Here is a 20,296-nt window from a genome sequence, read left to right as displayed (position 1 = left end):
TTATTTCTCCGGCCAGACGTCGACCGCGAACGAGTTGTTAGGGCCCCACCATTTGCGCACCAGCCGGGTGTATGTCCCGTCGGCCTGCATTTCCATGAGCAGCCGGTTCAGCGTGTCCCTGAGCGTCCCGTCGCCCTGTCGTACCCCGATTCCGTACGGCAGCGGCAGCAGTCCCTCCGGTCCGATCACGCGTGTCCGGGTGCCGCTGGCGTCAAGCGCCTTCTTGCTGCCCTCGATGGTGCCCTTGGTGGCGAAGACCGCGTCCGCCTGATGGGCCTTCAGCGTCTGCATGGTGTCGGTCCACTTGGCGACGCTGAGCACGGAACACGTCGCGCAGACCTTCGGCACCAGGGTTTCCTGGATGGACCCCTGCGCCACGACGATCTTCTTTCCCGCGAGATCGTCGATCGCCTGGTAACGGGACTTGTCGAGCACCAGGAATTTCATCGACTCACGGAAATAGTCGATGCTGTAGTCGATCGTCTTGTCCCGTTCCCGCGTGTGCACCATCGAGGCCAGCAGCAGGTCCACCTTTCGGGTCTGCAGGTTGGCGATCCGGTTGGAGCTGGTCACCGGCTGGGTCTCGAACCGGACGCCGAGCCGTCTGGCCATCTCCTTGCCGACGTCGATGTCGAACCCCTCGGGGCTGGACCCGCCCTGCGGCACCGAGCCCCAGACGACCGCGTCGTACTTGGTGCCGGCGACCAGCGCCCCAGCCTTTTTGATCTTGGCCAGTGTGTCGGCGCCGGCCGCCTGGCCGCCGCCGGACAGCGCGCACCCGGACATGCCGAGCACCAGCGCGGCCAACGCCGCTATAAGTGGTCTCATCGAACTCACCTTCGTGGGCATCCGCCGCGGTTCACGTGATGATCTGGGAGAGGAACCGACTGGTGCGGGGGTCGGCCGGTGCGTCGAAGAACTGTGCGGGGGGTGCGACCTCGACGATCTCCCCGGCCTCCATGTAGACGATGGTGTCCGCGACCTTGCGGGCGAAGGCCAGCTCGTGGGTGACAACGATCATGGTCATTCCGCCCTGCGCGAGGTCGGTCATGACGTCGAGTACCTCACGGATCATCTCGGCGTCCAGTGCGCTGGTCGGCTCGTCGAACAGCATGATCCGCGGCTTCATGGCGAGGGCCCGGGCGATCGCGGCGCGCTGCTGCTGGCCTCCGGAGAGTTTCGCCGGATGTTTGTCGGCCTGCTCCGCGATCCCCACCTTCGTCAACTGCTCGACGGCCAGGTCGTTCGCCTCGGCCTTGGACAGTCCGCGGACCTTCATCGGAGCCAGCATGATGTTGGCCCGCACGGTCATGTGGGGATAGAGGTTGAACTGCTGGAACACGAACCCGATCTCGGCGCGCAGCTTGTCGAGGTTCGCCTTCCTGTCGTGCACGACGACGCCGTCGACGCGTACGGACCCGGACGAGATCGGCTCCAGTCCATTCACACAACGAATCAGGCTGCTCTTCCCTGAGCCCGAGGGTCCAAGGATCACGACCACCTCGCCGCCGCGCACCTCCAGCGATACTCCTGACAACACCTGGAAGTCGCCGTACCACTTCTCGATCTTCTCGATGCTGATGGCGGTCATGGCCGCGCGACGATCCGGTCGATGGCCTTCTCCAGCTCGCGCGCGCCGTTCGCGACGTGCTCGCGGGCGCGTTCGACGACGCGCCGGGCGGCGTTGAGCGCATGCGCGAACTCGCCCAGCTCCCGTTCGAGCGCGCTCGGCGCCGGGCCGCCGTACAGTGTGCGCGCGTGCACGGACGCGCGCGGGTCGAGCGCCGCGGCCAGGGCCTCCGGCGACAGGCCGACCGGCTTGCCGAAGTACTCGACCCCGGCCTCGTCCAGCATCTCGACGGTCGTCTCCAGCGGCGGCACGTTTCGCTCGAAGCTGTGGCGCACCAGGATTCCGACGATCTGGTGCGCGGTCCGCCAGGGGAGGCCCTTCTCCCGTACGATCGCGCCGGCGACGTCGGCGCCCTGCGCCCAGAACCGGCCGACGACGTCGAGCATTCGCTCCGCGTCCACACGAAGCTCGCGGAATACCATGATCGCCTCGTCGAGCCGTCGCTGCGCGCCGGTGAACGCGGCCCAGAGCGCGGACTCGGTGGCCTTGCGCCCCGCGACGGGCAGGCCGGTCGAGCCCTTCTCGACCATCAACGCGGTGAACAGCCCACCGGCGGTGGTTTCGCTGACGGCCTTCGTCGCCTCGCAGAAGTAAGGGTTGCGCTTCTGCATCATGATGCTGCTGGTGCCGCAGAACCGGTCAGGCAGGTCGACGAAGCCGAACTCCGAGCTGAACCAGAGTTGCAGGTCGTCGGCCAGCCGGGCCATGTTCGCGGTATGAATCGCCATGACCGACATGGCTTCCATGCACTCCGCGTCATGGCTGAGGATCGCGTCCATGGTGTGCGGAATCGGCCGGTCGAATCCCAGCAGCTCGGCCGTACGGTCGCGGTTCAGCGGGAACTCGCTGCCCGCCAGGATTCCGGCGCCCGCCGGGCTCATGTTGACCCGCTCGTAGCACTGCCGGAGCCGGTCGAAGTCACGGCCCAGCACGCAGACCCACATGGACAGCCAGTGGCCGAAGCTGGTCGGTTGCGCGTTCTGCGCGTGCGTGTACCCGGGCATGACGACGTCCGCGTAGGCCGGCGCCAGCTCGATGAGCACCGCACGGAAGCCGTTGATCTTCTCCATGGTGTCGAGCAGGTGGTCGCGGGTCGCGATGCGGCGGCCGACCGCGCCCAGGTCGCCGGAGCTGCGGCCGAGGTGGATGCGGCCGCCGACCTCCTCGCCCAGGTTCCTGATGAGGTACTGCTCTCCCGAGTGCATGCCGCCCTGCACACGGAAACGTGCCTCACTCACGCCCTCGCGCTCCATTTCCCGAATCGCGCGGAGTATCGCGGCGGCGGCGTCCAGCTCGATAAGCCGTTCCTCGGCCAGCATGACGAGATGCGCCTTGTCGAATTGGTGAATGGCGGGAAGCGTGTCGCCCAGTTTTTCGGTACGGTGCGATTCCAGTTCCGGGAGAATCTCCTCGGTGAGCCGGATGCCCGCTGTGCGAAATCCTCGGTATTCCGAGGGAATCTGCTGGCGGGGCATCAGTGCCCTGCCTCGTCAAAGCACCGCATCGCCGCGAACCCGTGTGTGTAGGCGGCACCGGCGCGCAGCGCGGCGGCGACGAAGGCGGTCTCGGCGATCTCCTCCTCGCTCGCACCCGCCTTCTTGGCCGCGACCGTGTGGCTTTCCAGGCACATCCGGCACTGTGTCGTCAGTGCCACCCCGATCGCGATCAGTTCGCGGTACTTCGGCGGAACGGTTCCGTCCGTGCGCGACATCACGGTGCTGGAGAAATTGGTGTACGCCTCGGCCTCGACCGGCGCGGCCCGGCGCAGTTTCGGCATGAAATCGCGGTCGGTACGGCCTGCGGCATTGGTAGAACTCATGCGACGTCCCCTCGGAATTCACGAATATCGGCACCGGCAATTCGCTGGAATTGCGGTAACCGCTAATGACTCCGATTGTTACCGTCGTGAAAACTCTGGGGCTAGACCGTGATCCCGATGACCTCATAGGCTACGACAATGACCTCGGGACGGGACAGGTTCGACCTTCAATCCCTCCGGCTGCTCGTGGCGATCGGGCAGCGACTGAGCATCGGCAAGGCCGCCGCCGACGTCGGTCTGTCCCAGCCGTCCGCCAGCCTCCGGCTTGGCGAGCTGGAGCGGAAGATCGGAGTCACGCTGGTGGAGCGGTCGCCGTCCGGATCACGCCTGACGCCGATCGGCAAGACCGTCGCGGGCTGGGCACGGCAGGTCGTCGACGCGGGCGACACCTTCGTTCACAGCGTGCGCATGCTGCGCGACCAGAAGGAACGCCGGTTCACCGCGGTCGTGTCGAAGACGATCGCCGACCACCTGATGCCGGGCTGGCTGGTCGCGATGCACGCGGGCACGCCCGATGTCACGGTTGCGCTGGAGGTCGCCGACCCCGACACCGTCGTCGAACGAGTGAGAACCGGCGGGGCCGGGGTGGGCTTCGTCGAGGGCGACGTATCGCTGGGCGGCCTGCGGTCCAGGAAGATCGGCGACACGGAGCTGATGGTCGTCGTCGGCTCGGGTCACCCCCTGCGCGGTCGTGCGCCGCTCGACCTGGCCGGCCTCGCGGAGATCCCGTTGGTGCTGCGCGAGAGCGGTTGCGGTAGCCGGGCGGCGCTGGAGAAGGCGCTGGCGGCGATCGGCGCGCGGCCGACGGTGGCGGTCGAGATGGCCTCAACGGCCGCGATCAAAGCAGTGGTCGCAGCCGGCGACGGCGTCACCGTGCTCAGCAGCCTCGCCGTCGCCTCGGACGTACGCACCGGCAGGCTCGTGGTGTTGCCGCTGGTAGGCGGCCCGCTGCGGCTGCCCCTGCACGCCGTGTGGCATCGGGGCTCACAGCCGGTCGGACCGGGGCGTGACCTCCTGGCCATCGCCACCGGAGTTCGCGGGCAGGTCCGTCCCGGAAACGCCTAGCTGGTAGCCCTGGTGGGCGGAGAAGTCGGCGGAGACGACGAACCGGTCGCCGCGGATATGAGTGTGCCGCCACTCGACCGGATCCCCTCCCGCCATGGCGACCCGCTCGATGGAGAAGGCCGCGCCGTCGGCGTTGAGCCCGAGCACCCGTCGCAGTGCCGGGCTCGGCCGTACCGCACGCAGCCGCTCCGTCCCGCCGGACAGCCGTACGCCACAGCGCGCGGCCAGCTCCGCGTAGAGCGCCGTCCTGGTGAAGTCGACCTCGAGCAGCGGGGCCGCCACCGCGAACGGCAGCCACGCGCGGTCCAGCGCCAGCGGCTCGCCCCCGGCCATGCGAAGCCGCTCGAGGTGGACGAGCCGGTCGGAGGCGCGGAGCCCGAGGCGCTCGGCGGCTTCGGCGTCGAGGACCGGCCGAAGCTTGCGAACGATGCTGCGCTGTTCCAGACCCGCCGCCTCGACCGACGCGAAGAGGCTGTACAGCGCGCCCAGCGGCTGGTCGATCTCACTCTGGACGGCCACCCGGGGCGCGCGACCGCGGCCGAACACCACCAGTCCGCGGTCGCGTACCTGCCGAAGCGCGGCTCGGGCCGTGTGCCGGCTCACCCGGTACTGCTCGCTGATCTCCATTTCACCGGGGAAGCTCTCGGCGAACTCCCCGGCCTCGATGCGTCGGACCAGGTCCTCGTACAGCTGTGACCACAGCGGTATCGGGCCTTCTCGATCCAGGTCCGCGGCGTCGGGCGTGCGTCCCATCCGGCATGCCTCCGTTCGAGTGCGGGTATGGACATCGAGCCTTAAATGTACGTACATTAGCCGTCCCATGGCGGATGAAAGGGAAGCCTTGCGGACAGAAATCCTCGACACGCCAGAACTCGGTGACCGCAGCTATCTCATCCACAACGGCGACGCTGCGATCGTCGTCGACCCACAGCGAGATGTCGAACGGCTCCTCGCTATCGCCGACGGTCTCGGCGTCGGCATCGACCTGGTGCTGGAGACCCACATCCACAACGACTACGTCAGCGGCGGGCGCCTGCTCGCCACGACCACGGGTGCGCGATATGCGGTCAACGCCGAAGACCCGGTCGGATTCCCACGGCTCGGCATCGGCGACGGCGACCGCCTGACCGCCGGGTCGTTGTCGGTCCAGGTGCTGGCCACGCCGGGCCATACCCACACCCACCTGTCCTACGTGGTGGCCGACCTCGCGGACTCCGGCCCGCCCGCGGTGTTCACCGGCGGTTCGCTGCTCTACGGCGGTGTCGGCCGTACGGATCTCGCCGGCCCGCGCGACACCGAGGAGCTGACCCGGGCGCAGTTCCGCTCCGCGCACCGGTTGGCGCGGATCCTCCCGCCCGCCACCGCCCTCTACCCGACGCACGGCTTCGGCAGCTTCTGCTCGGCCGGAGCCGCCACCGAAGGACACGGCGACGGGCACACCTCCACCATCGGCGGCGAGGTGGCACGCAACGACGCGCTCACCGCGAGCGACGAGGAGACCTTCGTCCGTGCCCTGCTGGCCCGGCTGACCGCGTACCCCGGCTACTACGCGCATATGGCGTCGCTGAACCACGCGGGCGCCGGCCCGATCGATCTCACCGGGCCAGAGCCGGTCGACCCGGCGGAGCTCGGCGCGCGGATCGCCGCCGGCGAGTGGGTCATCGACCTGCGCGAGCGGATCGCGTACGCGGCCGATCACGTCATGGGCACCGTCAACGTCGGCCTGGACACACGGTTCGCCACGTACGTCGGCTGGCTCGTGCCGTGGGGCAGGCCGCTCACGCTCATCGGGGCGCGTGCCGGCGACATCCGGCGAGCGCAGCGGCAGCTCGGTCTGATCGGCATCGCCCGGCCGAGCGGCGCGGCGGCCGGCGACCTGGCGACGATCGCCGGGCCGCTGGACCGCGGCGGATACGAGCGGGTCACGTTCGCCGGGGTGCCCGAGCCATCGGCTTCTGACGTGCTCCTGGACGTACGGCGCGACGATGAATGGGCCGCGGGCCATGTGGACGGCGCTGTTCACACTCCGCTCGCCGAATTGACCGACCGGCTGCCACAGATTCCCCCCGGGCGGGTGTGGGTGCACTGCGCCGGTGGATACCGAGCAAGCAGCGCCGCAAGCCTCCTGCACGGAGCCGGGCGCGACGTCGTGCTGGTCGACGACGACTTCGCCAACGCCACCTGCACAGGCCTCGCCATCGTCGGCGCCGACCATCCCCTGTAGGGAGCCGGAATGTTCCTGACCAGACTGCGTGACGCGCTCACCGAGGCCGACGTCGTCGACGATCCGCAGATCATCGAGAGCTACCGCGCCGACCACGCGCCCGGCGTGCCCGCCGGCATGCCGCGTGCCGTGGTGTTCCCCCGGAGCGCCGAGCAGGTCGCGGCCGTACTGCGCGCCGCCGTGGCCGAGCGGGTACCGGTGGTGCCACGTGGCGCCGGGTCCGGGCTGGCCGGTGGTGCCAACGCCGTGGACGGCTGCGTAGTCGTGGTCATGGATCGGATGGACGAGATCGTCCGGATCGACCCGTTGGACGGCGTCGCCGTCGTGCAACCGGGCGTGCGCAACACCGCGCTGCGCGAAGCGGCCGCCGAACACGGTCTGTGGTACGCGCCGGATCCGGCCAGCCGCGACTTCTGCTCGATCGGCGGGAACGTGGCGACCAACGCGGGTGGCCTGTGCTGCGTCAAGTACGGCGTGACCCGCGACTCCGTGCTCGCCCTCCAGGTCGTCCTCGCCGACGGCTCGATCACCCGGCTCGGACGGCGCAGCATCAAGGGCGTCGCCGGATACGACCTCACCGGACTGTTCGTCGGCAGCGAGGGCACACTCGGCATCATCACCGAGGTCACCGTGCGCCTGCGACCGCTGCCTCCGCCGGCGATCACCGTGGTCGCCTCGATGCCCGGCCTCACCGCCGCCGCGACCGCCGTCCAATCCTGTCTGACCACGATGACGCCCAGCCTGCTGGAACTGCTCGACCGTAGGACCATTCGCGCCGTCGAGGAGTGGAAGGGCCTTGGCCTGGACACCTCGGCGGCGGCGTTGTTGCTCGCCCAGACCGACCTGCCCGGCGAGGCAGGCGAGGCGGAGGCGCGCCGCCTGGAGCAGACCTTCACCGAGCACGGCGCGCTGGAGGTGTACCGCTCGGAAACCGCCGAGGAAGCCGAACTGCTGCTCGGCGCCCGCCGCTTCGCCTTCCCCGCGCTCGAACGGCTCGGCCGCGTCTACCTGGAGGACATCGCCATACCCCGGGGCCGGCTGGCCGACCTGCTGGCCGCCGTCGAACGCATCGCCGACCGGACCGGTGCCATCGTGGGCACGTTCGGCCACGCCGGCGACGGCAACATGCACCCCACCATCGTCGCCCCCTGGGACGCCCCCGAAGCCGGCACGGCGGCGACAGCCGCCTTCCACGCGATCATGGACGCGGCTCTCGACCTCGGCGGCACGATCACCGGTGAACACGGCGTCGGCCTGCTCAAACGCCACGGGCTCGCCGGCGAACTGGACGACACCGCGCGCCGCCTGCACCTGCAGATCAAACAGACCCTCGACCCGTACGGCCTGCTGAACCCGGGCAAAGCCCTCCCCTCCATGCCCTGAGCCCTCGCACGAACGCTGAAGGAGTCACCGTGCCCACACCCCTGATCGATGTGCCGACGCTGCGCCATGCCCTGGACGGCCCCCGCCCGCCGATCCCGCTGGACGTACGGTGGGCTCTGGCCACCGGGCCCGACCGCGCAGGATATGAGAAGGGCCATCTGCCGGGCGCCCGGTTCGTCGACATGGACGCCGATCTCGCCGACCCGCCGGGAGCGGGCGGCCGCCACCCCCTCCCGGCCGCCGAGCGGTTCACCCAGGCGATGCGCCGAGCGGGCGTCTCCAACGACACGCCAGTCGTCTGCTATGACGCGGGCCCGGCTTTGTCGGCGGCACGGGCCTGGTGGCTGCTTCGCCACTTCGGCCATGCTGACGTCCGCATTCTGGACGGCGGGTACGCGGCCTGGGTCGCGGCAGCCCTCCCCGTGACGACCGGCGACGTCACCGTACCTCTGGGAGACTTCGCCGTCTCCGCCAGTCGCGCGGCGACCATCGAAGCCGGCGACGTCCTTGGTTTCGCCGGCTCGGGCGGCCTCCTTCTCGACGCCCGCGACACCGAGCGCTACCTGGGCCGCACCGAACCCGTCGACCCGATCGCCGGACACATCCCCGGTGCCGTCAGCGCCCCCACCACCGAGAACACCACCACCTCGGGCACCTTCCACGATCCGTCGGCGCTCCGCGACCGCTTCACCGCCCTGGGCGCCTCCGACGACCGCCGCATCGCCGTCTACTGCGGCTCCGGCGTGACCGCCGCCCACCAGATCGCCGCCCTGGAAGCAGCCGGCTACCAGGCCGCCCTGTACCCCGGCTCCTGGTCCCACTGGATCACCGACCCATCCCGCCCGGTGGCGACAGACGCATAGCGCCGGCTCTCAATCGCGTTGCGCGAGTTCTTTCCCCCGGCCCTGGTCGCGTTCGGTGACCTGGCCGGGGCCGATGCATTGGACTTGCTGGGCCCAGCACCTCGTGGTGGTCCGTCCCCGCATGGATCAGCTGGAACCTACTTGTCCGGTTTTCGGGGCGCCCCTTGACAACGAGTTTCGGAGCCGCAAGCCTGGATTCAACTTTATGCGTAAGGAGCGAGACGATTAGTGTATAGCCCTGCCTCTGAGGGTCGCGAGTCTGACTCGGCCTTCCTCAGCACACTCGCGAATGGGCTGAAGGTTTTCGAGGTTCTCACCGAGCAGCGGGCGACCTTGCGCGCCCTGACCGAAGCGGTGGGACTACCGCGCCAGACGGTCTACCGCATCGTGCACACCCTCGAGGTTCTCGGCTGGGTGGAGCGAAGAGCCTCCGATGACACGTACGCGCCCACCGTACGAATGTGGGCCATCGGCGCCCGATCCCACGGTGCCACCGAGCTTCGCGTTCAGTGGGCCAACCTCGTTTCGAGGCTGGCGGAAAAAATCGGGGAAACCGTGCACCTCGCGGTCTATGACCAGGGGTGCAGCGTCTACATCGACAAGCGCGACGGATGGCATCCCATCGGCAGCTACACCAAGCTGGGCGGACGCTCGCCGGCGCACTGCGTGGCCACAGGCAAGGCTCTGCTCGCTCATCAGCCTCCGTGGGTGCCGGAGCAGTTGCTGAACGCGGGTCTGAGGCACTACACCGACACGACGATCACCGAACCCGCGGCCCTGCAGGCCGAACTCGAGGGCGTGCGCCGGCAGGGTTTCGCGATGAACAACGGTGAATATCGCGCGGAGGTGGGCGGCGTCGCCGTTCCCATCCGCTCACCACTGGGCGACGTCGTCGCCGCGCTGGGGTTCTCCGGCCCGGTGGACCGGATCCAGGATCGCAAGGACGAGCTGGTGACGATCTTGTTGAACGCCGTATCAGGCATTCCCGCCCAGCCACCCACCGAAAGTTGATCTCAACCACCCCTCCGTCCAATCCATGAGGTGGCCGGCAACTCCATGAGTGTCAGCAAGACTCACAACAGACCCGATGCCCCGCCGGTCCAGGAGATCCGCGAGGGGGAGTTCTTCGCCCAGGTCGGTCCGTCCGGCCGCGGCAAGTGCTGCGGCAAGTCGACAATCCTGAACATGGTGGCCAGGCTCCTGTCGCCGAACCTGAAACCGATGATCGTCAATACGGGCGATGTGATCGCCCTCGACTCACTCACCTTGACCGCATGAGGGCGGGGGATCACGGGATGGGGAGCGTGGCCGCAAACCCTGCCTCGCCGGAGATTCGTCAGCCGCTGCGTGGTGTGCGGGTGCTGGAGTTCGGGCACGTGGCGGCCGGCCCGTTCGCCTCATCACTCCTGGCCGACCTCGGCGCGGACGTGGTGAAGGTGGAGCCACCCGGCGGCGACCAGATGCGGGCCTGGCCGCCGCTCGCGCGCGACGATGACGACACCTTCAGCCACAACTTCGCGGCGGTGAACCGCAACAAGCGCAGTGTCGCCGCCGACCTGCGCGTCCCGGAGGAGGCGACGCGGGTCCGATCCTTGTGCGCCGCCGCGGACGTCATCGTCGAGAACTATCGCCCCGGCGTCCTGGACCGTCTCGGCTTCGGCTTCGACGAGGTCAGCGACGGGCATCGCGGCATGGTGTACTGCTCGATCTCCGGATTCGGCCGGGCTTCTGCGCACGCCTCGGCGGGCGCCTACGACGTGGTCATCCAGGCGATGAGCGGTTTGATGAGCGTCACCGGCGAGCCCGGCCGCCCTCCGGTCAAGAGCGGGGTGCCGGTCGCGGACTTCGTGACCGGGCTGTACGCCGCGTTCACGGCCGCGGCGTTGCTGCCGCAGGTACGGCGGACGGGTTCCTCGGTGCACGTCGACTGTTCGATGCTGGACTGCATGCTGGGGGTCTCGGCCCTGCAGACCAGCGCCTACTGGGGGAGCGGGCAGGATGAGGGGCCGCTGGGCTCCGCGCATCCACGTAATGCCCCCTACCAGGCGTTCTCCGGGTCGGATCGTCCCTTTGTGCTGGCCGCGGGCAACCAGCGGCTGTGGCGCTCGACCTGCGAGGTGGCCGGAACCGAGCACCTGCTGGACGATCCGCGGTTCGCGGACCAGGTGAGCAGGGTGGCCCACCAGGGCGAGCTCGCGGAGCTTCTCCAGGGCAGCTTCGGCCGCAAGCCGGCCGCCCACTGGGTCACTGAACTGCGACGGCGCGGCGTCCCTGTCAGCCTGGTCAACAGGTTCAGCGAGATCCTCTCCGACGAACACGTCGCCGAGAGTGGACTGGTGAGCGAGGTGCCGGTGCCGATCGCGGGCCCGACGTCCATGCTGAACTTCCCGGTGCGCATCGCCGGTGCTCCGGGAACCGTGGTGCGGCGCCCGCCGTTGCTGGGCGAGCACACCGATGAGGTGCTCGCGGACTGGACGGCACCTCATGACCGATAGCCCGCTGGTCAGGAAGGTTTCCGCGGCACGCTGGGACGTCGTCCTGAACAGGGAGGACAACCGTAACGCGCTGTCGGCGGAACTGGTCGAGGAGCTGACAGGGTGTCTGGCCGCCGCGCGGGCGGAAGGCATCGGTCTCCTCGTCCTGCGCAGCTCGGGCAGGGTCTTCAGCGCGGGCCTGGACCTGAGCGATCTCGACGGGGAGACCGACGCGACGCTCTCGCTGCGCCTGGCACGCATCAGCATGCTGCTGGAGACCGTGCGCCGCGCGCCGTACCTCACCGTGGCTCTGCTGGAAGGGCCGGCGGTCGGCGCCGGCGCCGACCTGGCCCTGGCCTGTGACCTGCGCATGGGTACGGAGGCGGCGTCGTTCCGGTTCCCGGGCTTGCGGTTCGGGCTGGTGCTGGGCACCGGCCGGCTGGCCGAACTGGTCGGTGAGGCGTTCGCCCTCGATCTCGTCCTGACCAACGGCGTCCTGGACAGCGGTACGGCGCGACGGCGAGAAGTGCTCGAAGTCGTGCCCAACCCAGAACACGCGGAGACGATCCTGCGGCGATGGGAAGCCGCGATCGACCGGCTTCCCCCGGGCGCGCTGCACGAACTCCTCGGCGCCGTCAGATTGACCCGGCAGGCGGGCGACGGAGTCGCTGAGGCCGTACGCACCTCCGCAGGCATACCAGGTCTTCAACAAAGGATCGCCGGCTACAGAAAGGCAGCCAACAATGGGACAGAACGCCAGCACCGCGGCGACCTCACCGGCCATCCAGCGCCTGATCGCCCAGGTGACCGAACTGGTGGAACGTCACACGGATGAGCACGCGCTGACCGCACGCGTCGCCCAGGCTCTCTCCGAAGCCCTCGCGCAAGGTCTCGACCTGGGCGCGGAGTTCCAGGTGCCCGACCCCGACCGCTACGTGATGTATCCCTTCTTCGTCGACCCGATGGGCCGGTTCTCCATCGCCTCGGCAGTCTGGAACGTGGGCCAGGGTACGCCGGTGCACGGGCACGAGACCTGGGGCGTGGTCGGCATCTACGCAGGCCGGGAATTCGAGCGCGCCTACGAGAAACCCGCTGCGGAAGGCGAGCCGCTCGCCGTCCGGGACGAGCACATCTGGTCCCCGGGAGAGGTCACCGTGTGCTGCACCACCGACGACGATGTTCACGAGGTCCGCTGCGAAGGCGACAGTCCGGTCGTCGGCATTCACGTCTATGGCGCCGACATCGGCCGCCTCCGCCGTCGCAGTTACCAACCCCAGACGGGCGCGGTCTCCTGGTTCGTCTCCTCGTGGGCCACCCCCGCCGCGAACACCTGATCGCTACGCATCAAGCCAGGGACTGTGAAATCAACGGCGGATCTGATGATCAAGGGAGAGTCGCTTGATGTCTGAGAATGCCGCAGCTGACCGGCGAGGGTGGTCTGCTGCAGCAGCTGACCAAGCGGACCGTGGTGACCGACGTCGACCCGGCGCAGGCGCGAAGAACGGCGGCGGTTAGCTGCTCCGTTGACCCGAGCATGACTGTTCGGCCAGGTCACGATACTCGGGCGTGGGTAGAGCTGCCGAAGGAGTGGATCCTGCTGGTTCGCCTGGCATGGGACGGATCATGGTGGAGCCGGCCTGCTCCAGGATTGGAATCTGAGGAGGAACAGTGGCCCAGGCTCATGGCCTCCGCCGCACGGCGGTTCTGCTGGTCGATCCCTATAACGACTTCATCTCCGAAGGCGGCAAGCTCTGGCCACGACTTGAGCCTGTGGCGAAGGAGGTCGGCCTGCTGGACAACCTGCGTACCGTGATCGCTTCCGCCCGCGAGGCCGGCGTCCAGGTGGTGTTCGTCCCGCACCGCCGCTGGGAGCCGGGCGACTATGAGACCTGGGACCACCCGAACCCTACCCAGCGCGGCATTCAGGAGCGGCACAGCTTCGCCCGGGGCTCCTGGGGCGGAGAGTTCCACCCTGACCTCCAGCCGCAGGCGGGCGACGTCGTCGTCCACGAGCACTGGGCGCAAAGCGGGTTCGCCAACACCGACCTGGACCTCCAGCTCAAGCAGCACGGCATCACCCACGTCGTGGTCGTCGGCGTGCTGGCCAACACCTGCGTCGAATCCACCAGCCGGTTCGCCATGGAGCTCGGCTACCATGTGACGCTGGTCCGCGACGCCACCGCTGCCTTTCTCCCCGAGATGATGCACGCCGCGCACGAGCTGAACGGCCCCACCTTCGCCCATGCCATCCTCACCACGGGAGAGCTCGTCACCGCGTTCGAAGAAGCGCGGCCATGATCCTCACCGCAGCGCGCACCTGCTCCACGTCTGGCGAAGGGGTGTCTCCCGCGCGACCCTGAAGCGGGAACGCTCACTGCCAGATCGCACCAGAGAGGGGCTCGCCTGCGCGGGTAGGGGTCTCCAATGGACGGGTCAGCTGTTCACGGTCGCCTGCTCAGGACATCGGCCAGCAGGTTGAGCGCCTCGATCACGCGTTCACGATCCGCGCCCAGCCCCTTCAGCAACTCGGCCTCCCGGGCCAGTTGCCGGGGAAAGATCGCGTCGACGGCCGCCTCGCCCTCGGGCGTCAGCCGTACCAGCGCGGCGCGCCGATTGCTCGGACTGGGTTCTCGCGTGATCAGGCCGCGACTCTCCAGGCGGATCAGTGTCTTGCTGATCGCGGCCCGTGAGTGGCGCATCTGGTCGGCCAGGTGACGCGCGATCGTCGGGTTGGGGTCATGGCGCAGTCGCAGGCACACGTCGAGTTCCGCACCGGTCAGCGCGGCATCGGCATACAGCGGGTCCAGCGCCTCTCCCAGCAGGGTGACGACGCGTTTGAGCGGGCCGATCACCTCCATGGGCGAGGTGTCAAGGTCGGGACGGGCCGCGGCCCACAGGCCACGAACGTGATCGCTACTCCGCTTCATGCCGGCCTCCATAGTTGTTAACTGGTTGACAACTAGGTTACCGTCGACAGCATGGCAGAGACCACGACTCTCCGGCGCCCTAACCTGTTGTTGGCCGTCTTGGGCCTGCTCACGGCAGTGGCGCCGCTGGCCATCGACATGTACGTGCCCGGTTTTCCCGGTCTCGGCCGCGAGCTGGCCGCGGGCGAGCCGGCGGTGCAGCTGTCGATGAGCGCCTTCCTGATCGGGCTGGTCGCAGGCCAGCTGGTGATCGGGCCGCTCAGCGACGGGCTGGGCCGGCGCCGGCTCCTGGTGCCGGGCACCGCCGCCTTCGCGCTGCTGTCAGCCACGTGTGCGCTGCTGCCGACAGCGCCGCTGCTGGTGGCCGGCCGTTTCCTGCAGGGCTGTGCGGCGGCGGCCGGGCTCGTCCTGGCCCGCGCGGTACTGACCGACAGCTTCCCCAGGGCGCGGCTGCCGCTCTACTTCTCCGTCCTGGCCATGATCTTGGGGGTGGCGCCCGTCCTCGGTCCGCTGGTGGGCGGCCTGATCGTGGCCGCTTCCGGCTGGCGCGCGGTGTTCTGGGTGCTGAGCGCCCTCGGGCTGGCGATGCTGGCGGCGACCTGGCTGGGGGTGCCGGAGTCGCTGCCACCGGCCCGGCGCTCAGCGGGCGGCCTGCGGCATGCCTTCGGCTCGATGGCCGTGTTGCTGGGCCAACGCGCTTTCACCGGATACACCCTGTCCCTCGGCTTGGCCGCCGGGGCGATGTTCGTCTACATCGGCGCCTCCAGCTACGTCTTCCAGGACGGCTACGGGATGAGCTCCGTCCAGTACGGGCTGGTGTTCGCCGTCAACGCCGGGGCCATGCTCGCCGCCAGCGCGAGTTTCGGCCTGGCCGCCCGCCGGATTGCGCTGCCCGCGCTGCTGACCGGCTACCTCGCCATCGCCGCCCTCGGCGCGCTGACGCTGACCGTCCAGGCCGTGCTGGCGCCCACCCTGACCGGCACCTGGCTCTGCCTGGCCGTGACGTTGTTCGGCGTCGGCGGCGTCTTCCCGGCCGTCACCACCATCACGCAGAGCATCGGCCATGCCCGCGCGGGGGCGGCCTCCGCGTTGTCCGGCGGCGCCGCCTACCTGTTCGGCGCCCTGGCCGCCCCGTTGAGCGGCACCACGGTGCGCGCGATGGCGTGGGTCATGCTGGCCTCACTGGTGCTGGCGGTTCTGGCACTCGTACTGGCGCGCCCCTGGCGGCCTCTGACCGAAAAGAGCTTCGCATGAGCACCATGCGCCTGATCAGGGTGCTGGCGGCGCTGAGCGGCCACCCGATCCGCCTGTCCAGCGTGGCCGCCCCGGATGACGACCCCGACAGCACCCGCCTGCGCGTGGAACCCACCGGCCAGATCAGGCCCGGCCGCGGCACTCGCGCCCATCGGGGGATCGTGTACGCCGCTCCGGCGCGCAAGCTGCGCATGGACATCCTGACCCCGCGAGCACCCGGCCCGCATCCGCTGGTGCTGTATCTGCCCGGGGGCGGCTTCGTCACCGCCCGGCGCGGGATGGCCGCCCGCCAGCGTCGCTACGTCGCCCAGGCCGGGTTCGTGGTGGCCAGCATCGACTACCGCACCGTCAACGACGGCGCCACCTACCGCGACGGGCTCGCCGACGTCGCCGCGGCGCTGCGCTTCCTGCGCGCCCAGGCCGATCGGTACGGCATCGATCCCGCCCGGGCCGCGCTGTGGGGCGAGTCAGCCGGCGGCTACCTGGCCGCCATGGCCGCGACCGACCCCACCAGTGGCGTCGCGGCGCTGACCGGCACGGGAGTCGACGCGGTGGTCGACGTGTTCGGGGCCTGCGACCTGGCCACCGTGGCAGACGGCTTCGACCCGGCCACGGTGACGGCCTACACCGCGCCCGGCGCGGCGCTGCCCACCTACCTGCTGGGACCCGGCCGGGCCCTGGCCGACCATCCCGGCGAGGTGACCCGCGCCGACCCGGCTGGCCATGTCACCGGTGCGACACCGCCGTTCCTGCTGTTGCACGGCGACGACGACCGCGTCGTGGCTCCCGCGCAGACCGCCCGCCTGCACCAGGCACTGCGCCGCGCCGGTGCGGACAGCACCCGCTACGTGCTGCAGGGCGCCGGCCACGGCACCATGTCGCCCAACCCCCGGATCTGGACCAGTACGCAGGTCATGTCGATCATCGTGAGCTTCCTCCACGCTCGCCAGGCAGCCGCTCAGGACTCCGGCGAGGAGAGCAGCAGATGATCACCTAGCGAGCGTGACGCAGCTTGCCTGACAACTCGCCGTGACCAGGAGGCCGGCTGGAGAGCCCTGGCCCGTGCTTCGAAGGCGATCTGGAAGGCGTTCCCAGCGGGTTCCCCTCGGGAGGAAATCCCTACGGGGGGCGGAAACCCCACAGGGGGGCAGGATGCTACCGGACGTCCATTGACGGCGCCGGAACCCGTCCACGAGCATGACCAAAGGCGCCCGAACTGTCCGCGTATCTCCGAACGCCCGTGGTGCGTCACCCCTTTTAACGTGCCCTGAGGCGAGCCGGTTCAGGTTCGCCGTGCGTTTCATCCCCCGGAGTAGCCATGAATTCCCTCAAGGGTCCGTTAGTGGTCTTATCGGCAGCTCTGCTCGTCCTCAGCACCCTCGTCGTCCCCGCGTACGCGGCCGTCCCGTTCCCTGTCGAGAGCCTCGACGGAAGCGGGAACAACGCGGCCAACCCGACGTGGGGCCGGACCGGCACCGCGTACTCCCGGGTCGGTTCCACTCGCTACGGCGACGGCGTCGGCTCTCCCACGACCGGCCCGAACAGCCGGTTCGTCAGCAATCGTGTCCACAGCGACCTCGCACAGAACGTCTTCTCGGAGCGGCATGTCACCGGCTGGGGCTGGACGTGGGGTCAGTTCCTCGACCACACCTTCGGCCTGCGCGACGGCGCCGGCCCGACGGCCACGACCGCGAACATCCCGTTCAACGCCGGTGATCCGCTGGAGACCTTCACGAACACACTCGGCTACATCCCGTTCGCCCGGTCGGCTGCCACCGCGGGCACCGGCACGAGCGCGGCCAACCCGCGCCAGCAGACCAACACGCTCAGCTCCTACCTCGACGCGTTTCCCGTGTACGGGGGCACGAACACGAGGCTCGACTGGCTGCGCGCCGGCACGGTCGACGGGAACCCGGCCAACAACAGCGCGACGCTGCTGATGCAGAACAACTACCTGCCGCGCAGAACCGCACGGGGGAACGCCTCGACGGCGCCCGCGACGGACGTCGACGGCCGCCTGCTGGCAGCCCCCGGCAACGCCCTCGTCGCCGGTGACGTGCGGGTCAACGAGAACATCAACCTGACCGCCACCCACACGCTGTTCGCCCGCGAGCACAACCGGATCGTGTCCCTGCTGCCCGCCTCGCTGAGCGAGGAGGACAAGTTCCAGATCGCGCGCCGCGTCGTCATCGCCGAGCAGCAGTACATCACCTACACCGAGTTCCTGCCCGCCATGGGGGTCAACCTCCCCGCCTACACCGGGTACAACGCCGGGATCAACACGAGCCTGAGCAACGAGTTCGCGACGGTCGGCTACCGGTCGCACAGCCAGATTCACGGCGAGATCGAGGTCGAGACCGACGCCGACCGCTACTCCCCGGCCCAGCTGAACGCCTTCACGGCGATGGGCCTGGAGGTCACGGTCGACGGCGACGAGGCCGCGATCGTGATTCCGCTGAACGTGGCCTTCTTCAACCCCGACCTGGTCAGCTCGCTCCAGCTCGGCCCGCTTCTGCAGGGCATCGGGCTGGAGTCCCAGTACCGGAACGAGGAGATGATCGACGACCAGTTGCGCAGCGTGCTGTTCCAGGTGCCGGTCTCCGGCAATCCGGAGTGCCTGGACGGGCCCGACCTGCCGCAGTGCTTCAGGGGTGTCGTCGACCTCGGCGCGATCGACATCGAGCGCGGCCGGGACCACGGCATGCCGACCTACAACCAGCTCCGGCAGGCGTACGGGCTTCCGGCGCGTACCTCGTTCACCCAGATCACCGGCGAGTCGACGGCGGCGTTCCCGGCCGACCCGACGCTGACCCCGGGCAACGAGATCAACGATCCGGACAGCATGACCTTCACCCGGCTGTTCGACCTGTTCGGGCTGCAGGTGGACGTCAACGACGAGGACGCCCTGGAGACCGACCCCGTCAGCTTCACCCGGCGGACCACGCTCGCCGCACGCCTGCAGGCGATCTACGGCAACGTGAACAATGTGGACGCCTTCGTCGGGATGGTGGCCGAGCCGCACATCGCGGGCACCGAGTTCGGCGAGTTGCAGCGGGCGATGTGGGCGCGTGAGTTCCGGCGGCTGCGCGACGGCGACCGGTTCTTCTACGGCAACGATCAGGGACTGACGACCATCCTCAACCAGTACGGCATCGACTACCGGGCCAACCTCGGCGACATCATCGCGCGGAACACCGACATCCCGCGTGCCGAGCTCGCGTCCAATGTGTTCTTCGTCCACGGTGACACGCCCCCGACGAGCTGCCGGGTGACGTACACGATCGTCACGAGCTGGCCGGGCAACTTCCAGGCGAACATCAAGATCTGGAACACGGGGACCAGGCCGATCAACAACTGGACCCTCCGGTTCGCCTTCGCGAACGGGCAGCAGATCACCCTGCCATGGAACGGGACCTTCGCCCAGGACGGGGTACGGGTGCCGGTGGAGAACGCCGACTGGAACGGCACGATACCTGCGGGCGGCTCGCTGGACGGGGTCGGGTTCAACGCGACCCGTGGTGCCGCGAATGCGAGTCCGGCCAACTTCACTCTGAATACCACTCCATGCGCCTCGGGCTGACTCCTGGCGTGATCGGGTCGTCCACGGGGGCGCCGCCCCCGCCGGGCGGCCCGATCACGCCGCTCTGGTACGCGATGAGCAGCGCCTCGGACCGGTTGCGCGCGCCCAGTTTCTGGAACAGCCGGGACTGGGTGCTCTCCACGGTCTTGACGGTGACGCCGAGGCAGCGCGCCGTCTGCCGGGTGGTGCTCCCGCTGCCGATGCAGTCGAGGACATGGAGCTCCCGGTCGGTGAGGTCGGGCACCCGGATGGGCCGGTGAGCCACCCCGCCCCACGCGGGCGCGCCGAGGTAGGACCCGCTCATCAGAAAGTAGCCGCGCGACACCAGTGAGATGGCGGCGCGCAGGTCGCGGTCCACCGCGTCCCCCCAGAGCACCGCGTGCGCGCCGTGCCGCAGTGCGTCGAGGACGGCGGCCAGGTCCGGTGGCGTCGACCAGACGAGGACGACCGGGCAGCGCAGCCGCGCCGGCAGCAGCCAACTGGCCGCGCACGGGTCCACGAGCAGTACGGTCATCGGGCCCCGATGCCAGCGGGTCCAGTGCGCGCCCGTCACGTCGGCCCGCCGGGTGACCACGAACGGCATGTCGTCCCCGAGCAGCGTCTGTGCGATCGACTGCAGGTTGTTGCCGGGAGGGGCGTGCACGACGACCAGGCAGGGGCGGCCGCCTTCCGCCGGGGGCTGCAGCCGGCCGTCGACGCCGAGCAGTCCGTCGAACAGTCCGAGGGAGATGGCCCGCGATACGGCGTGTGACTGGTTGCCGACGCCCAGCTTGTCGTAGAGGCGGCGCTTGTAGCCTTCGACCGTGCGTCGGCTGACCGCCAGGAAGGTGGCGATCTGTGGCACGTTCTGGCCACAACCCAACAGCGTCAGGACGGTCATCTCCGCATCGGTGAGATCGGCCGGCCGTGATGAGGGACTGTTCATGGCGCCCCCAGCTGAGGGTGATCCATTTGGATAGTGGGCTGGTGACCGAAATTTGTCAATAATCTTTCCAATTGGGGCCGGATTCCCCGGCCACGCTGTGCTCCTCCTATGTCGCAGCGGGTGTGGCCCGCCCATGGGGCGGGCGTGTGACG

General features: G+C 69.2%; 20 protein-coding genes. 13 read left to right on the top strand and 7 right to left on the bottom strand.

Annotated features, from left to right (window positions below):
- Genes ACFPZ3_RS64205 through ACFPZ3_RS64190 form a run of 4 tightly spaced genes read right to left on the bottom strand, consistent with a single transcriptional unit; the run spans position 1 to position 3,449 of the window.
- Complete coding sequence (locus tag ACFPZ3_RS64205; RefSeq protein WP_379524232.1) at positions 1-828, bottom strand: transporter substrate-binding domain-containing protein; 828 nt, start codon at positions 826-828, stop codon at positions 1-3.
- A gap of 31 nt (positions 829-859) precedes the next feature.
- Positions 860-1,591: an amino acid ABC transporter ATP-binding protein gene (locus ACFPZ3_RS64200; RefSeq protein ID WP_379524231.1), complete on the bottom strand. Its 732-nt coding sequence runs from the start codon at positions 1,589-1,591 to the stop codon at positions 860-862.
- Positions 1,588-3,105, bottom strand: a complete 1,518-nt coding sequence (gene argH, locus ACFPZ3_RS64195; RefSeq protein ID WP_379524230.1) for an argininosuccinate lyase — start codon at positions 3,103-3,105, stop codon at positions 1,588-1,590. The genes ACFPZ3_RS64200 and argH overlap by 4 nt, the downstream gene beginning before the upstream one ends.
- Positions 3,105-3,449: a carboxymuconolactone decarboxylase family protein gene (locus ACFPZ3_RS64190; RefSeq protein ID WP_379524229.1), complete on the bottom strand. Its 345-nt coding sequence runs from the start codon at positions 3,447-3,449 to the stop codon at positions 3,105-3,107. Before ACFPZ3_RS64190 ends, argH begins: the two co-directional genes overlap by 1 nt.
- 138 nt (positions 3,450-3,587) lie before the next feature.
- Between ACFPZ3_RS64190 and ACFPZ3_RS64185 the strand changes: the two genes are divergently transcribed.
- Positions 3,588-4,514, top strand: a complete 927-nt coding sequence (locus tag ACFPZ3_RS64185) for a LysR family transcriptional regulator (protein WP_379524228.1) — start codon at positions 3,588-3,590, stop codon at positions 4,512-4,514.
- Here ACFPZ3_RS64185 and ACFPZ3_RS64180 read toward each other — a convergent pair.
- Positions 4,434-5,267: a GntR family transcriptional regulator gene (locus ACFPZ3_RS64180; protein WP_379524227.1), complete on the bottom strand. Its 834-nt coding sequence runs from the start codon at positions 5,265-5,267 to the stop codon at positions 4,434-4,436. The two genes, ACFPZ3_RS64185 and ACFPZ3_RS64180, sit on opposite strands and share 81 nt — an antisense overlap.
- Positions 5,268-5,355: 88 nt before the next feature.
- Here ACFPZ3_RS64180 and ACFPZ3_RS64175 point away from each other — a divergent pair, with 88 nt between their 5' ends.
- The 9 genes from ACFPZ3_RS64175 to ACFPZ3_RS64135 all read left to right on the top strand — a co-directional run bounded on the left by ACFPZ3_RS64175 (position 5,356) and on the right by ACFPZ3_RS64135 (position 13,756).
- On the top strand, positions 5,356-6,738 hold the full coding sequence (locus ACFPZ3_RS64175; protein WP_379524226.1) for an MBL fold metallo-hydrolase: 1,383 nt from the start codon (positions 5,356-5,358) through the stop codon (positions 6,736-6,738).
- Positions 6,739-6,747: 9 nt separating this feature from the next.
- Complete coding sequence (locus tag ACFPZ3_RS64170; RefSeq protein WP_379524225.1) at positions 6,748-8,121, top strand: FAD-binding oxidoreductase; 1,374 nt, start codon at positions 6,748-6,750, stop codon at positions 8,119-8,121.
- Positions 8,122-8,150: 29 nt separating this feature from the next.
- Entirely contained in the window at positions 8,151-8,984 is an 834-nt protein-coding gene (locus ACFPZ3_RS64165) for a sulfurtransferase (RefSeq protein ID WP_379524224.1), read from the top strand.
- A 228-nt stretch (positions 8,985-9,212) separates the two neighbouring features.
- A complete protein-coding gene (locus ACFPZ3_RS64160; RefSeq protein ID WP_379524223.1) occupies positions 9,213-9,995 on the top strand; it encodes an IclR family transcriptional regulator in 783 nt (260 codons plus the stop codon).
- Between the two features lie 45 nt (positions 9,996-10,040).
- A complete protein-coding gene (locus tag ACFPZ3_RS64155) occupies positions 10,041-10,262 on the top strand; it encodes a hypothetical protein (RefSeq protein WP_379524222.1) in 222 nt (73 codons plus the stop codon).
- A 26-nt stretch (positions 10,263-10,288) separates the two neighbouring features.
- On the top strand, positions 10,289-11,479 hold the full coding sequence (locus tag ACFPZ3_RS64150; protein ID WP_379524221.1) for a CaiB/BaiF CoA transferase family protein: 1,191 nt from the start codon (positions 10,289-10,291) through the stop codon (positions 11,477-11,479).
- Positions 11,469-12,293: an enoyl-CoA hydratase/isomerase family protein gene (locus ACFPZ3_RS64145; RefSeq protein WP_379524220.1), complete on the top strand. Its 825-nt coding sequence runs from the start codon at positions 11,469-11,471 to the stop codon at positions 12,291-12,293. Before ACFPZ3_RS64150 ends, ACFPZ3_RS64145 begins: the two co-directional genes overlap by 11 nt.
- A complete protein-coding gene (locus tag ACFPZ3_RS64140) occupies positions 12,274-12,792 on the top strand; it encodes a cysteine dioxygenase family protein (protein ID WP_379524219.1) in 519 nt (172 codons plus the stop codon). The genes ACFPZ3_RS64145 and ACFPZ3_RS64140 overlap by 20 nt, the downstream gene beginning before the upstream one ends.
- 334 nt (positions 12,793-13,126) lie before the next feature.
- Positions 13,127-13,756, top strand: coding sequence for a cysteine hydrolase family protein (locus tag ACFPZ3_RS64135; RefSeq protein ID WP_379524218.1), 630 nt, complete (start codon positions 13,127-13,129; stop codon positions 13,754-13,756).
- A 143-nt stretch (positions 13,757-13,899) separates the two neighbouring features.
- On the opposite strand, the gene ACFPZ3_RS64130 is transcribed toward ACFPZ3_RS64135, so the two are convergent.
- Complete coding sequence (locus ACFPZ3_RS64130) at positions 13,900-14,385, bottom strand: MarR family winged helix-turn-helix transcriptional regulator (protein WP_379524217.1); 486 nt, start codon at positions 14,383-14,385, stop codon at positions 13,900-13,902.
- A gap of 51 nt (positions 14,386-14,436) precedes the next feature.
- Between ACFPZ3_RS64130 and ACFPZ3_RS64125 the strand changes: the two genes are divergently transcribed.
- The 3 genes from ACFPZ3_RS64125 to ACFPZ3_RS64115 all read left to right on the top strand — a co-directional run bounded on the left by ACFPZ3_RS64125 (position 14,437) and on the right by ACFPZ3_RS64115 (position 19,219).
- A complete protein-coding gene (locus ACFPZ3_RS64125; protein ID WP_379524216.1) occupies positions 14,437-15,639 on the top strand; it encodes a Bcr/CflA family efflux MFS transporter in 1,203 nt (400 codons plus the stop codon).
- Positions 15,636-16,628 (top strand): prolyl oligopeptidase family serine peptidase, encoded by a 993-nt coding sequence (locus ACFPZ3_RS64120; RefSeq protein WP_379524215.1) that lies wholly within the window; start codon positions 15,636-15,638, stop codon positions 16,626-16,628. Before ACFPZ3_RS64125 ends, ACFPZ3_RS64120 begins: the two co-directional genes overlap by 4 nt.
- 353 nt (positions 16,629-16,981) lie before the next feature.
- Positions 16,982-19,219 carry a peroxidase family protein gene (locus ACFPZ3_RS64115; RefSeq protein ID WP_379524214.1) on the top strand — a complete coding sequence of 746 codons (2,238 nt, stop codon included), beginning with the start codon at positions 16,982-16,984 and terminating at the stop codon, positions 19,217-19,219.
- Here the strand turns inward: ACFPZ3_RS64115 and ACFPZ3_RS64110 are convergent.
- Entirely contained in the window at positions 19,185-20,144 is a 960-nt protein-coding gene (locus tag ACFPZ3_RS64110) for a LuxR family transcriptional regulator (protein WP_379524213.1), read from the bottom strand. The two genes, ACFPZ3_RS64115 and ACFPZ3_RS64110, sit on opposite strands and share 35 nt — an antisense overlap.
- Positions 20,145-20,296: the final 152 nt, after the last annotated feature.

The organism is Nonomuraea insulae, from assembly GCF_042656245.1.
Note: the sequence above shows the minus strand (reverse complement) of the source record. Positions and strands in the feature narration are given on the sequence as shown.